13 protein-coding genes and 1 pseudogene are annotated in these 14,033 nt (G+C 44.1%); all 14 read right to left on the bottom strand.

The features are described from left to right. Positions 1-81 precede the first annotated feature (81 nt). Entirely contained in the window at positions 82-1,260 is a 1,179-nt protein-coding gene (locus F6X55_RS07515; RefSeq protein ID WP_153462599.1) for a glycine C-acetyltransferase, read from the bottom strand. Positions 1,261-1,280: 20 nt separating this feature from the next. Then, complete coding sequence (tdh, locus tag F6X55_RS07510) at positions 1,281-2,321, bottom strand: L-threonine 3-dehydrogenase (RefSeq protein WP_202616119.1); 1,041 nt, start codon at positions 2,319-2,321, stop codon at positions 1,281-1,283. A gap of 180 nt (positions 2,322-2,501) precedes the next feature. Then, on the bottom strand, positions 2,502-3,419 hold the full coding sequence (locus tag F6X55_RS07505) for a dipeptidase (protein WP_153462597.1): 918 nt from the start codon (positions 3,417-3,419) through the stop codon (positions 2,502-2,504). A gap of 106 nt (positions 3,420-3,525) precedes the next feature. Continuing rightward, positions 3,526-3,786 carry a stage V sporulation protein S gene (locus F6X55_RS07500; RefSeq protein WP_026570294.1) on the bottom strand — a complete coding sequence of 87 codons (261 nt, stop codon included), beginning with the start codon at positions 3,784-3,786 and terminating at the stop codon, positions 3,526-3,528. A gap of 107 nt (positions 3,787-3,893) precedes the next feature. Further along, on the bottom strand, positions 3,894-4,691 hold the full coding sequence (locus F6X55_RS07495; RefSeq protein WP_026570295.1) for a TIGR00282 family metallophosphoesterase: 798 nt from the start codon (positions 4,689-4,691) through the stop codon (positions 3,894-3,896). Between the two features lie 628 nt (positions 4,692-5,319). Continuing rightward, on the bottom strand, positions 5,320-6,885 hold the full coding sequence (gene rny, locus F6X55_RS07490) for a ribonuclease Y (protein WP_026570296.1): 1,566 nt from the start codon (positions 6,883-6,885) through the stop codon (positions 5,320-5,322). 264 nt (positions 6,886-7,149) lie between these two features. Continuing rightward, positions 7,150-7,605 (bottom strand): recombinase RecA family protein, encoded by a 456-nt coding sequence (locus F6X55_RS07485; RefSeq protein WP_371069103.1) that lies wholly within the window; start codon positions 7,603-7,605, stop codon positions 7,150-7,152. 356 nt (positions 7,606-7,961) lie between these two features. Then, positions 7,962-8,567, bottom strand: a pseudogene (gene recA, locus F6X55_RS07480) (recombinase RecA); the annotation flags it as partial. A gap of 255 nt (positions 8,568-8,822) precedes the next feature. After that, positions 8,823-10,085, bottom strand: a complete 1,263-nt coding sequence (locus F6X55_RS07475; protein WP_153462595.1) for a competence/damage-inducible protein A — start codon at positions 10,083-10,085, stop codon at positions 8,823-8,825. Further along, positions 10,085-10,663: a CDP-diacylglycerol--glycerol-3-phosphate 3-phosphatidyltransferase gene (pgsA, locus tag F6X55_RS07470; RefSeq protein ID WP_026570298.1), complete on the bottom strand. Its 579-nt coding sequence runs from the start codon at positions 10,661-10,663 to the stop codon at positions 10,085-10,087. The genes F6X55_RS07475 and pgsA overlap by 1 nt, the downstream gene beginning before the upstream one ends. 122 nt (positions 10,664-10,785) lie before the next feature. Continuing rightward, positions 10,786-11,724 (bottom strand): helix-turn-helix domain-containing protein, encoded by a 939-nt coding sequence (locus F6X55_RS07465; protein ID WP_026570299.1) that lies wholly within the window; start codon positions 11,722-11,724, stop codon positions 10,786-10,788. Positions 11,725-11,745: 21 nt separating this feature from the next. Next, positions 11,746-12,537 carry a YmfK family protein gene (locus tag F6X55_RS07460; RefSeq protein WP_026570300.1) on the bottom strand — a complete coding sequence of 264 codons (792 nt, stop codon included), beginning with the start codon at positions 12,535-12,537 and terminating at the stop codon, positions 11,746-11,748. Positions 12,538-12,953: 416 nt separating this feature from the next. Next, entirely contained in the window at positions 12,954-13,214 is a 261-nt protein-coding gene (locus F6X55_RS07455) for a DUF3243 domain-containing protein (RefSeq protein WP_026570301.1), read from the bottom strand. Positions 13,215-13,303: 89 nt separating this feature from the next. Beyond that, positions 13,304-14,026 carry an elongation factor P 5-aminopentanone reductase gene (gene ymfI / locus F6X55_RS07450; protein ID WP_026570302.1) on the bottom strand — a complete coding sequence of 241 codons (723 nt, stop codon included), beginning with the start codon at positions 14,024-14,026 and terminating at the stop codon, positions 13,304-13,306. Positions 14,027-14,033: the final 7 nt, after the last annotated feature.

Raw genomic sequence — 14,033 nt, 5'->3', positions numbered from 1 at the left:
TAAAGTGCTTTTGCATGAAAAAAGGAAATAAAGGAATGGCGAAAAAGTACCCCGATGGTCTTTTTCGCCAAACTAGTCCTGTTAATCGATAATTTTCAGTTTTTTGCCTGCTCGTTCAAATGCATGTAACGCTTCCTGCAGGGCTTCCTTGGAATGTTCTGCCGTGACAATGGTCCGAACCCGTGCTTTTCCTTTTTGCACCGTAGGAAAAGCGATGCCTTGGGCAAAAACTCCTTCCTCGAACAACTGATCGGAAAAACGGTGGGCTAATGCATCGTCCCCTACCATCACCGGAGTTATCGGCGTCTCGCTGATTCCGATATCGAAACCTAACTCCTTCAAACCATTCTTGAAGAATTTCGTGTTATCCCATAGCTTTTCAATCAATTCCGGTTCTTCCAGCAAAACATCGATCGATGCATCGCAAGCCGCTGTCACTGCCGGTGGGTGGGAGGTGCTAAACAGGAACGGTCTGCCTTTATGGATCAGATAATCCTTCAATGTCTGGGTACTCGCGACATATCCTCCTAAAACACCGATTGCTTTGCTCAATGTCCCGACTTGAATGTGAACACGGCCATCCAGCCCAAAATGGTTGACGGTACCGCGTCCGTTCTCCCCTAAGACTCCGCTGGCATGAGCGTCATCGACCATGACAAGTGCATCATACTTTTCAGCCAACTCCACGATTTGAGGCAGTGGGGCGATATTGCCATCCATGGAAAATACGCCATCAGTAACAACCAGTCTCGTCCGGTAATCTTGCGTTTCTTTCAATGCGTGTTCGAGGGAATCCATATCAACATGCTTATAAATCTTCCGCCCGGCTTTCGTCAAGCGAATACCATCGATAATGGAAGCGTGATTCAGCTCATCCGAAATCACCACATCTTCATTTGTCAAAATCGAGGAAAGTACTCCCTGGTTCGTGGTGAAACCTGATTGAAAAACAAGAGCTGCTTCGGTATGTTTAAATTCCGCCAATTTTTTTTCATAATCTTCATGCATTTTCAACGTTCCAGCAATCGTGCGGACCGATCCGGTGCCAACTCCGTACTTTTCAATAGCATCTTCTGCTGCTTTTTCCATCCGTGGATGTGAGGTCAGTCCCAAATAATTATTTGAGGATAATTGAATAACCTCTTTCCCTTTAATCGTAACCCTTGCCCCTTGTGCAGATTCGAGCGGAATCAAGTTACGGAAAGTTCCCTCCTTCTTCATATCTTCCAATTGCTCCTGGAGATATTCAAAACCTTTCAATCAAAACGCCTCCCTGTTTTTTATGGGTGTAAAACCACTTTACCACACTTGCCTTCATTCATAAGGTCAAATCCTTTTTCAAAATCCTCCAAAGAGAAGTGATGGGTAATCATAGGACTTACATCTACTTGTTTGGAATCAAGCAAACGTGAAACCTGCTGCCATGTTTCAAACATTTTTCTGCCAGTGATTCCTTGCACTGTTATCCCCTTAAATACGATGTCGTCCGTAATATCGACTTCCACCGGTTTTGTCGGAAGACTGAGGATCGACACTCTTCCGCCATTGGTAACCATTTTAAAACCCTGGTTTATCGCTGTCGGATGACCGCTCATTTCACAAACGACATCGACTCCATGGCCTTCGGTAAGCTCTTTGACCCGTTCAACCGGATCCTCTTTTGATGAATTGATAATTGTAGTTGCTCCCATTTGATTTGCCAAATCGAGGCGGTAATCATTCAGATCAAATGCAATCACTTGAGAGGCCCCAGCCGCTTTCGCCACACCTACAGCCATCATTCCGATAGGACCACAGCCTATGATAGCCACCGACTTACCGACCACATCACCACTTAACACGGTGTGAACAGCATTCCCCATCGGTTCTTGGACAGAAGCGATTTCTACAGGCATATCCGCCGGGTTTTTCCACATGTTGTCTTCCGGCAAAGCTACGTACTCAGCAAAGCATCCATCCCGGTCAACCCCGATGATTTGTGTATTTTCGCAAATATGATATTTTCCAGTCAAGCACTGGGGGCAATGTCCGCAAACAATATGGGTCTCTGCGCTGACATAATCACCCACTGCAACCTTACTCACTTTGCTGCCTGTTTCCACCACTTCGCCCGCAAATTCATGGCCAAACACGTATGGAGGATGAACCCTGCTTTGTGACCATTCATCCCAGTTATAAATATGGACATCGGTCCCACAGATAGAGGTTGCTTTTACCTTTATCAGCACCTCCCTATCCCCGATTGAAGGGATTTTCACCTGTTGAATTTCCGCACCTTTATCCTTTTGGTTTTTCACTAACGCTTTCATAGTTCCATTCACTGTGAACACAACTCCTCACATGAAGATACATTAAAGATTGATATAATCATATTTTAACATGATAAAAATATTAATCAATAACCTGTGTCTATTTGGAATGGACATTTGAACACGCCAGGAGAAAACGCTTACCATCAGAGTCGGGATTGCCTTCAGACTGGCAAGAAGCTACACCTACCCCTAGCACGGAAACTTTTTTATAAAATTCTGGCTGGTTATCTTCTCGACCACGTCGCCGGGCCATCTATGTAAAAGCTCTTGATAAAAGGCGGGGTAATCCGTTGGGTCGAAAAGACCTCTTACAAACTCGCTGGTACCGTCAAAATCCGATCCGATTCCCAGGCAGTCTTCCGCACCCACACTAATATAATAGGCAATATGACCCAGGACATCCAAATAAGTTGCTTCTTTTTCATCGTTGAGAAAATCCGGTACAAAAGTGACTCCGATCCATGCTTCGTTTTTAATCAGCTGTTGGATTTGGTGTTCGTCCAAATTTCTTTTATGAGAAGCCAAAGCAATAGAATTAGAATGGCTCGCCATCGGAAATGCAGCTACATCGATGACATCCCAAAAGCCTTGGTAGGATAAATGGGAAACGTCAGTCCATACTTTTTCCTCGTTGAGAAGTTTGACCACTTCGTACCCGAAGGAACTTAAACCGGCTCCTCTCTGTTCTTCAATACCGTCGCAGACTGCATTTGCCTGATTCCACGTAAGTCCGACCGCTTTGACTCCTAAACGCAGCAGGGTTTTCAGCTTATACAAATCAGAGCCGATCACATGGCAGCCTTCCAATGTGAGCATTGCACCCTTTTCACCCTTCTTTAATGTTTCTATATCACTGCTCGTTCTAATAAGCTTGATATGGTCGTATGGATCGATGATTTGTTCGTAAAATAAATTCGCCATCTTTAACGCTGCCGAGAATTGTGCTTCCTCTGGAACTTCAGGAGGTACAAAAATAGCAAAGCACTGAATTTTAACAGGGCTGTCCATCCATTTTTGATAATTCACCTGCAGGTGTTCACTCGACTCAAAAGGCAGTTCATACTTCCACATCTTATATAAAGCATCACAATGTGCATCTATTATCATTTTCTCCCTCCAGACAGACTGTTTCATACCTTCCATGTACGGATAGCTCCTCGTCATAAATCTATAAAAGAAAAACCTGCTTGCCATCGCAAACAGGTAAAGGGATTTATCTAGGCTCTATTATCAGTTTAATAGCAGTACGTTCCTCATTATCAATCATTATATCAGTAAAAGCCGGAATACATATCAGATCAACTCCACTTGGGGCAACAAATCCTCGGGCAATTGCAACCGCTTTAACGGCCTGGTTCAATGCACCAGCACCGATTGCCTGTATTTCTGCTGAGCCGCGTTCCCTTAGCACATTCGCGAGTGCACCTGCTACTGAATTGGGATTTGATTTAGCTGAAACTTTTAATATGTCCATTACTAGTACCTCCTTCGTTTACTAAAGTCGTTCCACTTTTACTATATTCTTGGAGTTGATAGATATTCCCTTTTATTATGAGGTAATTATTCTAAAAATTCAAATAATCATCCAAAAAACGGGTGATCATCATTAATCAATATCCGATCCACTTTCTTAGCGAAACCGGTGTTTTCATCTATATCGACAATAAAACCGTTTAATTGTGTTCTTCCCGATTTAGTCACTTCAAAACGTACCGGAAGATTAGTGAGAAAACGGTTGAGTACCGCTTCTTTGTCTGTACCCAAAATCCCGTCATACGGTCCGGTCATTCCCACATCTGTGATATATCCGGTGCCTTTTGGCAATATCCGTTCATCTGCCGTTTGGGTATGGGTGTGGGTTCCGACTACAGCGCTGACTTTCCCGTCAAGATACCAGCCCATTGCCTGTTTTTCGCTGGTGGCTTCCGCGTGGAAATCGACGAATATAAGATTGGTTCTTTTTTTCGCTTCTGCGATCAATTGATCTGCTTTTCGAAAAGGATCATCAAGCGGCGGCAAAAACGTTCTCCCCTGAAGATTGATGACAGCCACTTCAGCTTTATTGCTGCGCACATAGACAATTTCTCTGCCAGGTGTGCCTTCTGGAAAATTGGCAGGCCTGACCATATACTCGGCTTCTTCGATGAATTCGAATATTTCTTTCTTGTCCCAAGCGTGGTTCCCCAATGTGACAGCCTGTGCACCCGATTCAAGAAATTGTTTATAGATTTTTTCTGTAATACCTTTTCCTGCAGCTGCATTTTCGCCGTTAACGATGCTGACATGCGGCTGGTATTTTTGTTTTAATCGAGGCAGATAGTCGCTTACCATTTCTCGTCCCGGAGAACCGACCACATCGCCTATAAATAAAATCCTCATCAGCTTCATCCATCCTATCTAGTTAGTTAATTCAAGTTTCACATAGATGTGTATCCATGTCAAAACAGATCATTCAAATCCTGGCATTACTCGCCTTATGGGTAGATTTTGATCCTATGTGTATATGAATGTTTCGCTCAACCATCGCTTTATCGGAAGGTTCCTTTCATATAAAAGGTTCTCTGTCAAATGTGGTGGTATGATTTTTCATCCACCCTCTCTTTATCGAAAACCTCATTCAAAAAACAGCTATTTTACTCAGGCCGCAGAGGAAATAAACTCGCTTTCCGCGGACGAACGCCCGAGCCTCCTCGCAAAGCCCGCTGCGGGGTCTCGTCCGCCCGTTTTTCCGCAGGAGTCTCGCTTATTTCCTCTGCTACGCTGTTTCGCTCTATAGAGCCTTTTTAACCGATTGCTGCCATAAAATTTTATGCTTTAATCGTTCAAATTCTTTGTTGCCAAAAAAATCTCGTTTTAAAACGAATGCAGGAAAACACATCCGACTGGGACACCACCACATTCATCTACCTGTCCTTGCTTCCTTAAAGGTCGACACTAAACCTTCATTCAGTATAGAGCCTTATCTTGTTCGCTCAAAAGCACAAAAATAAAGCGGCCGGTAGCCGCTTTATTTTGCATATTCCACTGCACGTGTTTCCCGGATGACCGTCACTTTTATATGGCCCGGGTAGTCCAGTTCATCTTCAATTTTTTTCCTTATTTCTCTTGCTATTTTCAGTGCTTCCAGATCGTCAATTTCATCCGGCTTCACCATAATTCTGACCTCTCGTCCTGCCTGGATGGCGAATGATTTTTCTACGCCATCATAAGACTCCGAGATTTCCTCCAGCTTCTCCAGCCGCTTGATGTAATTCTCAAGCGTCTCGCTTCTAGCTCCGGGCCTTGCAGCCGATAAAGCATCTGCCGCGGCAACCAGAACAGCAATAATGGAGGTCGGTTCTTCATCTCCATGGTGAGAGGCGATAGAGTTAATGACGACATCATTTTCCTTGTATTTCATAGCCAATTCTTTACCAATCTCTACGTGACTGCCTTCTACCTCATGGTCGATAGCCTTTCCGATATCGTGGAGTAAGCCGGCTCTTTTTGCAAGGGTTTCATCCTCGCCAAGCTCAGCTGCTAGTAAGCCAGCCAGATGCGCTACTTCCGTAGAATGCTTCAACACGTTCTGTCCATAGCTTGTCCGATACTTCAAACGACCGAGAATTTTGATGAGGTCTGGATGCAAACCGTGTACCCCGATTTCAAAAGTGGTCTGTTCTCCGACTTCCCGGATATATTCATCCACTTCTCTTCTTGATTTATCCACCATTTCCTCGATTCTCGCCGGGTGAATCCGTCCATCCTGAACAAGTTTTTCCAAAGCAATCCGGGCAGTTTCCCTTCGGATTGGATCAAAACCGGAAAGGATAACGGCTTCAGGTGTATCGTCAATTATCAGGTCAATCCCTGTTAAGGTTTCAAGTGTTCTGATGTTACGGCCTTCACGTCCGATAATCCGTCCCTTCATTTCGTCATTAGGAAGGTTGACTACCGATACAGTTGTTTCTGCCACATGATCTGCCGCACAGCGTTGTAAAGCCAGCGATAAAATGCTTTTTGCCTTTTTATCCGCTTCTTCCTTCGCGCGGTTCTCAGCTTCTTTGATCATGATAGCCGATTCATGTGTGACTTCTTGCTCGACTCGCTCTAAGATCACTTGTTTTGCCTGGTCAGTAGTGTATCCGGAAATGCGCTCAAGTTCAGCTTGCTGTTCACCTAACATAGCTTCCACTTTGCTTTCCATTTCTTCAATTTGTTGTTGTTTTTCTGTCAGAGTTTGTTCCCTTGATTCTAACATCAGCTCACGCTTGTCCAGCGTCTCGCTTTTTCGGTCCAGATTTTCTTCTTTTTGCATCAGGCGTGTTTCCTGTCTTTGCAGCTCCGCCCGACGCTCCCGAAGCTCCTGATCCGCCTGCTGACGAAGCTTATGATTCTCATCTTTCGCTTCAAGAAGCGCCTCTTTTTTGGCTGCATCGGCATTCCGATGACCTTCTTCTACTATTTGCTTTGCCAATTCTTCCGCACTTGAAATCTTTGCCTCCGCAATAGATTTACGAATCAGATAACCAACAACAATACCGACGATAAGGGTAAGCAAAATGGAGATGATTATTAAGGTAACTATTTCCATGAGTTCACCTCCTCTTGCTATAAATTTGTACAATCACTTTTAGTCGGCATGTACAGTGTCTTTCAATAAAAAATCGCTTGTTTGCAAAAATGTGTATAATAATAAGAAGAATTATACATATCAATTTTAAGCTTGGAATTTTATATTGTCAAGGAACCGTCAAATTTATGTCATAATCTTTTGGCAAATTGTGCAAACTATAAAGATGAGGCTGACTTTTCATGCAAATGAATCCCCAGCCAATATCGGTTGGGGATTCACGACTTAAATATCCATATCCATTGTTTCTTGGTTTTCCGATTCTTCGGAAGAATCCGGTGCGGCAGTATCCATATCATAATGGCTGCGAATAGTATTGTAGATTTCCATACGGATAGCTTCGTTCTCTTTCAGGAACTGCTTGGCATTTTCCCGTCCCTGCCCAAGACGTTCCTCATTATAGGAATACCACGCACCACTTTTTTGCACAATGTCCAAATCGGAACCGATGTCCAGTAGCTCACCTTCCCGGGATATTCCTTCTCCATACATGATGTCTACCTCTGCTTGCTTGAATGGGGGTGCCACCTTGTTTTTTACAACCTTGATTTTTGTTTTGTTACCAACCATGTCATTTCCTTGTTTCAATGTCTCAGCTCTGCGCACTTCTAGTCTTACAGAAGAATAGAATTTCAAAGCACGCCCGCCAGGAGTCGTTTCCGGATTCAGTCTTGTTATCACAAGAGTTTTTTATCTCTTGTTTCTGGAGGTTCCTTTCCCTCATATCCTTTACAGGAATACGGCCAGTCTTTTCTGACCCAGCTCAGCATATCTTTTCATCTTCGACTCACTCGTTAAGATGATGCGGACTCGTGGAAGGATTATATTCTGCCTATGGCAGGTTCACCTTCTATGCGTTGCCCCTGACTGTCTCGTTACTTACAGCCTTCGGTTCGGATTTACTTCTCAGTATCCCCGTTTCATTCCGCATTGATAATCTGGAAAATTTCTTTTCCAGACGGCAAACTGCTTTCTGTCCGAAAGGGGACGGCACTCAAACCGCCTGTTTCCCGAACAGTAATTCAAGCAGCATTCTCACCAAACATGACTCCTACTTTTTCCCTTATTTGGTTGATAAAAATCGCTGTCGTCTTCGATTTGTTAATGGCACCTGAAAGCTTCCGCAGTGCCTGAGACATGAGCCGGGCCTGCAAACCAACGTGCGCATCTCCCATTTCCCCTTCAATCTCTGCTTTTGGTACAAGAGCTGCAACCGAGTCAACTACTACCATGTCGACAGCTCCGCTTCGGACAAGGGCCTCAGCTATTTCCAGCGCCTGTTCCCCAGTATCCGGCTGAGATAGGAGCAATTCATCGACGTTGACGCCGAGCTTTCTTGCATATACCGGATCCAAAGCATGTTCAGCATCAATAAATGCAGCTTGTCCGCCCTGCCGCTGTGCTTCAGCAATAGCATGCAAGGAAACGGTTGTCTTACCAGATGATTCCGGACCGTAAATTTCCACAACACGTCCTCGTGGATAGCCGCCCACACCGAGGGCAACATCCAGGGCCAGCGAACCACTCGGCACAGTGGCAACTTTTTGCTCCGCCCGTTCCCCCAGTTTCATAATAGAGCCCTTGCCAAATTGCTTTTCTATCTGTTTCAACGCCATATCTAAGGCTTGTTTTCGATCACTCAAATTATTTCCTCCTTAAAATTAAGCTATTACTATCATAACTTGTTTTATGAGATTTAACAAGTAAAAAAGCGAATAAATGTTCCCTTTTTTTCTATTAGGGGTTTGCTGCTAAAATTGGATTTTCAAGCGAACGAACATAAATTTTCCACTTATCCGGAAATCCAGTTTTAAAATTTTGACTTTCTCTCCTTTTTTTGAAAATAAAACATAAAATAGCTTGCAGAAAAAGAATGATTTCCTGCAAGCTCGAATCAGTCAAGCCTTATGATCATGCCGCTTTTCCAGCCGATAAACTAACTCCAGTCCTTTTTTCACTGTGCGGGCGCGAACCGCCTCGCGGTTTCCGTTAAACTTGAACTGATAGACTTTCGTCGCTTTCTGATCTTGGGAAACCCCGATGAACACGGTACCAGGGGGATTTCCTTCCGAATCTCCCGGCCCGGCAACACCAGTGAAACTGATTCCTATATCAGTACCAAATTCCGAACGGATGTTTTCCGCCATCTCTTGGGCACATTGCTCGCTTACCGTTCCAAACCTGTCAATCGTTTCAGGAAGTACTTTAACTACCGATCGCTTTACTTCAGGCGAATAGCATACAACACTCCCCGCCACGACTTGAGAAGTTCCCGGAACAGAAACTAGTCTGCTGGTGAACATTCCGCCCGTCAAACTCTCGGCTGCAGCTATTGTCCATCCGCCACTTTTCAACTTTTCCACAGCTTTAGCTTCCAATGATTCCTCATCATAACCGTAAAAGTATTCGCCAACCTGTTCTAGAATCCGTTCTTCAGCTTCACTGATCATCCGTTCTGCCGACTCACTGGTCGGAGCACTAGCTGTCAGGCGAACAGCAACTTCTCCTTCCGAAGCCAACGGAGCGATGGTAGGATTGGTCTGTTCGGCAATTACAGACTGTAGCTGGTGTTCAAGTTGTGATTCGCCAATACCGACAAATCTTAACATCCGTGACTGTATTATTCTATCAAGCTTATATTTGTTTTTAATATATGGGAATGCATATTCATCGGCAATTTGCTTCATTTCCCTGGGGACTCCCGGCATAAAAAACCATGTGGCATCTTCTGTCTCCATCGCCATTCCCGGAGCCATTCCGACTTCATTGGGCAATACTTGCGAGCCCTTGAATACCAAAGCCTGTTTACGATTGTTCGGGGTCATATTCCTGTTGTTGTTTTTAAAATAGGAAGTGATCTTACGAAGGGATGCTTCGTCCACTTCTACATCCACTCCATAGATTTCCTGAAAGGCGTCTCGTGTCATATCGTCCTCGGTCGGGCCAAGGCCACCGGTAACCAACACGATATCAGACCGTTTTGCAGCAGTGGTAAAAACTTGTTTGACCCGGTCCAGATTATCACCGACCACACTATGGTGGTACACGTTAACCCCATAATCTGCGAGCCGTTTGGATAACCACTGACCGTTCGTATTGGATATTTGGCCGAGTAATAGTTCAGTACCGACGGCGACTATTTCTGCACTTATCTGTTTCATTATTTAGAATCCCTCATCACATGCCAATTTTTACGGAAGTAATCGTAACCAGAGACAATGGTTATGATCATTGCAGCATAAAGACAAATGATTCCGAAAGGGAACTGCAAATAAGAAAACGGAAAATTGTGCAGCAACAAAGCGGAAATAGCCACAATTTGCAGCACTGTCTTCAGCTTTCCCATCTGGCTTGCAGCGAGAACAAGTCCTTCCCCTGCCGCTACGAGCCGAAGTCCTGTAACAGCAAATTCACGGCTTATAATCACAATGACAACCCAGGCAGGTGCGCTCCCCATCTCCACTAAAAGAATCAATGCAGATGCTACAAGCAACTTATCAGCCAACGGATCCAAAAACTTCCCTAAATTGGTCACAAGGTTGTATTTTCTCGCATAAAAACCGTCGATCCAATCTGTAGCAGAGGCTAAAATGAATAACAAGCCTGCCGCAAAATGAGAAATTGGCAAGTCCTGATTACCGATGCTCCAGCTACCCCAATCAAACGGGATGGATAAGAGCAGGATAAAAATAGGGATGAGAAAAATGCGTGACATCGTAATTCTGTTGGGTATATTCATAATAGTATCCTCCAATTCAACGTGTACATAATCTGTTCTGTTAGTCAAAAATAAGGACTATCCCCTACCACAACTGTCCACTGACAGTTATCGACTGGGAACAGCCCTGACGGTCCAACCATTTACTCTTGCTGTTCTTTTTCGTCTACAACTTCAACAAAGACTCGTTGCACGGTATTACCGGACATTTCCGGAATTTCCAGTGAAACACCTGCTATTGTTATGTCAATAGGCTCTGGGTTTCCAAATCGAATCATGAATTGATCTGCTCCGGACAAATCTTCTTTCAAAGGAGAGTCTGCTTCACCGAACATGCCACTATATAATTCGTTATCTTCCCCTTCCGTGATTTCGAGCCAATGATCACTTTCTGAAGCCACTTCCACGACGATTTCTTCTCCTGGATTGACCAGCTCAATGTTCGTCACCTGATCATTCCCCTGCGTGCCTTGATCGACAACATTCAGTTCCGGTTCAGGTTGTTCCTCTTCATTGGCTGAGTCATCCTTTTGGCTTTCCTCTTCTGTCTGGCTATCATCCTCAGCACTACTTTCTCCACCCTCGCCATCGCTGTTTTCTTCTGTGTCAGAGGAATCCGGATCGCCGACATAGACTTCGTCCTGATCTTCCGTCTGCTGGTTCGACTGACCTTGATCATCCCCTTGGGATTGTTGGTACAAATACCAGACAGTGAAAAGGATGCCAATCACCAATAAAGCGACAATCAGGGTCGGCAAAAAAGAAAATACAGCAGGACTTTTAGAGGTCGATGGACTTTCTTTACGACTACGCTGGACCCTTGTGTATTGAACAGCACTTTCATCACTTGTGGCGGGCAACTCGCTTTTGTGCTCCTCCATCAAAACATCCGGATCTAAGTCCACAGCTGTGGCATATTCCTTAATAAACGCCCGTACATAGAAGTTTCCAGGCATGACGCTGAAGTTCCCTTTTTCGATTGCTTGCAGATAACGAGTCTGAATCTTTGTCATCTGTTGTATTTCTTCTAACGAGAGATTTTTAGCCTCCCTTGCTTCCTTTAGCCTTTCTCCAATTTCCATAGTCGAAATCACCCTTCAATTCTAAAAATCAAACATGGAAAAGCCCCCGCTGTCATCAAACTTGGACTTTTCGATTGGTTCGTATTTAATTTCCTCGTTTTCGTCATTCCTTAACTCGATTATGTAGTCGAAATCATTCAAGCTGTATTCTGTCTGCTGGACAAATATATCCGGATGCTCGACTACCTTCACAGCCGGAAGGCGCATGATTTCACGCACTAATTCCCAGTGTTTTTCACTTGCCCTCTGAGTAGAGACAATCCCATCGATGATATAGATATTGTCCAGGCTGTATTCATCCTTGATCAGTTTGCTGCGAATTGTTTGCTTCAATAACGTGCTTGAGACAAACAACCAGCGTTTGTTCGCACAGACACTCGAGGCGACAATCGACTCCGTTTTGCCGACCCTAGGCATCCCCCTGATGCCTATTAGCTTATGCCCCTCTTTTTTAAATAATTCCGCCAGAAAGTCGACAAGAAGACCCAATTCATTCCGTACAAAGCGAAAAGTCTTTTTGTCGTCAATATCACTATGTATGTACCTGCCGTGTCTGACAGCCAGCCTGTCTCTGAGCTTGGGTTTTCTTATTTTTGTCACATTGATGGTTTCCATGGTGTCCAAAATCGATTTCAATCTTGTGATTTGTTCGTCTTTTCTTGATAAAAGCAGCATCCCTCTTCGAGAGTCTTCCACGCCGTTTATCGATATGATATTAATCGATAACATCCCCAGTAAAGATGATATATCTCCTAATAAGCCAGGACGATTGTGCTGGATTTCATACTCAAGATACCATTCGGTTTTTTCCATAGAAAAAGCTCCTTCATCTATAACAGGGCACTGATCATTCTGTTTATAAATGGATTTACTCTTATCATAAATGATTTTTCACATTTAGAAAAGGACATTATTCGGTTTATTGTTTATAAATTCCACAATTTTTTTAGTATAAACGGGAAAAAGGTAAAAAAAAGGTTCTGTGTCCATTATGGTGATGTGATTTTTCACCCTGCAAGTTCTTTATCAAAAGGCTCCTTCATCATAATAGCCATTATAAACAAACAGAGGAAAAAATTCGCTTTCCGCAGGGGGCCACGCAAAGAACGTGCGGGATCCTCCACGGTCTGATGGGGCGGAAAATATAAAAAGCTTGTAGAAAACGCGCCGTTTTTCTACAAGCTTTGTACCTCCCGGAGAGTAGCGGGGGGCATTTGATTACTCACCTGTTATTGGCCAGTACCTTCGTTTTGGACCATTTTCACCATGATATTAGCGATGGCACGCTGTTCATCCTTGGAGGCACTGTTCCATAAATCACGCAAAATTGCTTCCTGGTCATTTTCGGCATCTACCTGTTTTGATAAGTATCCACCTATCTCAAAGGCAAGATCGGAAATTGTATTTTGATCCATTCCCTGGCCTTGAGCCTGGTGAAGACGATCTCCCAGAAAGTCCTTCCAAGATTCAAAATTATCGAGAACTGACATCTTTTTTCCTCCTTCAATCTCAACTTTCAAGCTTAGCATTTGATTTATGCAGAACTTTATACATTGGTTGAAGAAGAATTTTAAACACTTTACCAAGCGCCAGTCACATTGATGATTTCCCCCTGAATGTAACCGGAACGCGGATCAAGCAAAAATGCTGCTGCATTAGCGACATCCTGTGGTTTTCCAGCCTTGTTAGCTGGTATTTCAGATAAAATGGATTGCCTTTCCTCGAATGAAAAACGTTCATTCATCTTGGTGTCGATATACCCAGGGCTGATTCCGTTCACTTTGATTCCGCATGGAGCAAGTTCTTTTCCCAGCGATTTCACGAAACTGTTTTGCGCACCTTTAACAGAAGAGTAGACCACTTCACAGCTTGCACCGGTATTTCCCCAAATCGAAGACACGACCACAATATTCCCGCTTTGTTTTTCAATCATATGCGGGATGACATGTCTTGCGATCATCCACAGTGCTTTTACTTGCACGGTCAGCATTAAGTCCATCGTGACCTCTTCTGTATCTTGGAATAAACCAATGTGACTTGTACCACTCGCAAATACAAGCGTGTCGACAGGCAAATCCAGGCTTTTCAAAAACATAGAGATACCTTCATTTGTGCGCAAATCACCATGCAGGATGGCTAACACTGCTTCCTCCGGCAGAGAGGATGCAAGTTCATCCACCGCTTTTCGGTTACTGTTATAATGCAAAAGCAATTGATAGCCCTCTTCCACCACCCGCCGGGCAATTTCCCTGCCGATATCTCCGCTCGCTCCGATGATGAGACAATTACCTTTTTTCTTCATGGATACT

The sequence above is a fragment of the Sediminibacillus terrae genome (genome assembly GCF_009602435.1).
In the GTDB taxonomy this organism is placed as follows: domain Bacteria; phylum Bacillota; class Bacilli; order Bacillales; family Amphibacillaceae; genus Sediminibacillus; species Sediminibacillus terrae.
Note: the sequence above shows the minus strand (reverse complement) of the source record. Positions and strands in the feature narration are given on the sequence as shown.

What these genes read in the sequence shown, in the direction of transcription:
- F6X55_RS07505 (WP_153462597.1), bottom strand. Translation starts at nt 3,419, where the DNA reads ATGATAATAGATGCACATTGTGATGCTTTATATAAGATGTGGAAGTAT.
- F6X55_RS07500 (WP_026570294.1), bottom strand. Translation starts at nt 3,786, where the DNA reads ATGGACATATTAAAAGTTTCAGCTAAATCAAATCCCAATTCAGTAGCA.
- F6X55_RS07495 (WP_026570295.1), bottom strand. Translation starts at nt 4,691, where the DNA reads ATGAGGATTTTATTTATAGGCGATGTGGTCGGTTCTCCGGGACGAGAA.
- rny (WP_026570296.1), bottom strand. Translation starts at nt 6,885, where the DNA reads ATGGAAATAGTTACCTTAATAATCATCTCCATTTTGCTTACCCTTATC.
- F6X55_RS07475 (WP_153462595.1), bottom strand. Translation starts at nt 10,085, where the DNA reads ATGAAACAGATAAGTGCAGAAATAGTCGCCGTCGGTACTGAACTATTA.
- pgsA (WP_026570298.1), bottom strand. Translation starts at nt 10,663, where the DNA reads ATGAATATACCCAACAGAATTACGATGTCACGCATTTTTCTCATCCCT.
- F6X55_RS07465 (WP_026570299.1), bottom strand. Translation starts at nt 11,724, where the DNA reads ATGGAAATTGGAGAAAGGCTAAAGGAAGCAAGGGAGGCTAAAAATCTC.
- F6X55_RS07460 (WP_026570300.1), bottom strand. Translation starts at nt 12,537, where the DNA reads ATGGAAAAAACCGAATGGTATCTTGAGTATGAAATCCAGCACAATCGT.
- F6X55_RS07455 (WP_026570301.1), bottom strand. Translation starts at nt 13,214, where the DNA reads ATGTCAGTTCTCGATAATTTTGAATCTTGGAAGGACTTTCTGGGAGAT.
- ymfI (WP_026570302.1), bottom strand. Translation starts at nt 14,026, where the DNA reads ATGAAGAAAAAAGGTAATTGTCTCATCATCGGAGCGAGCGGAGATATC.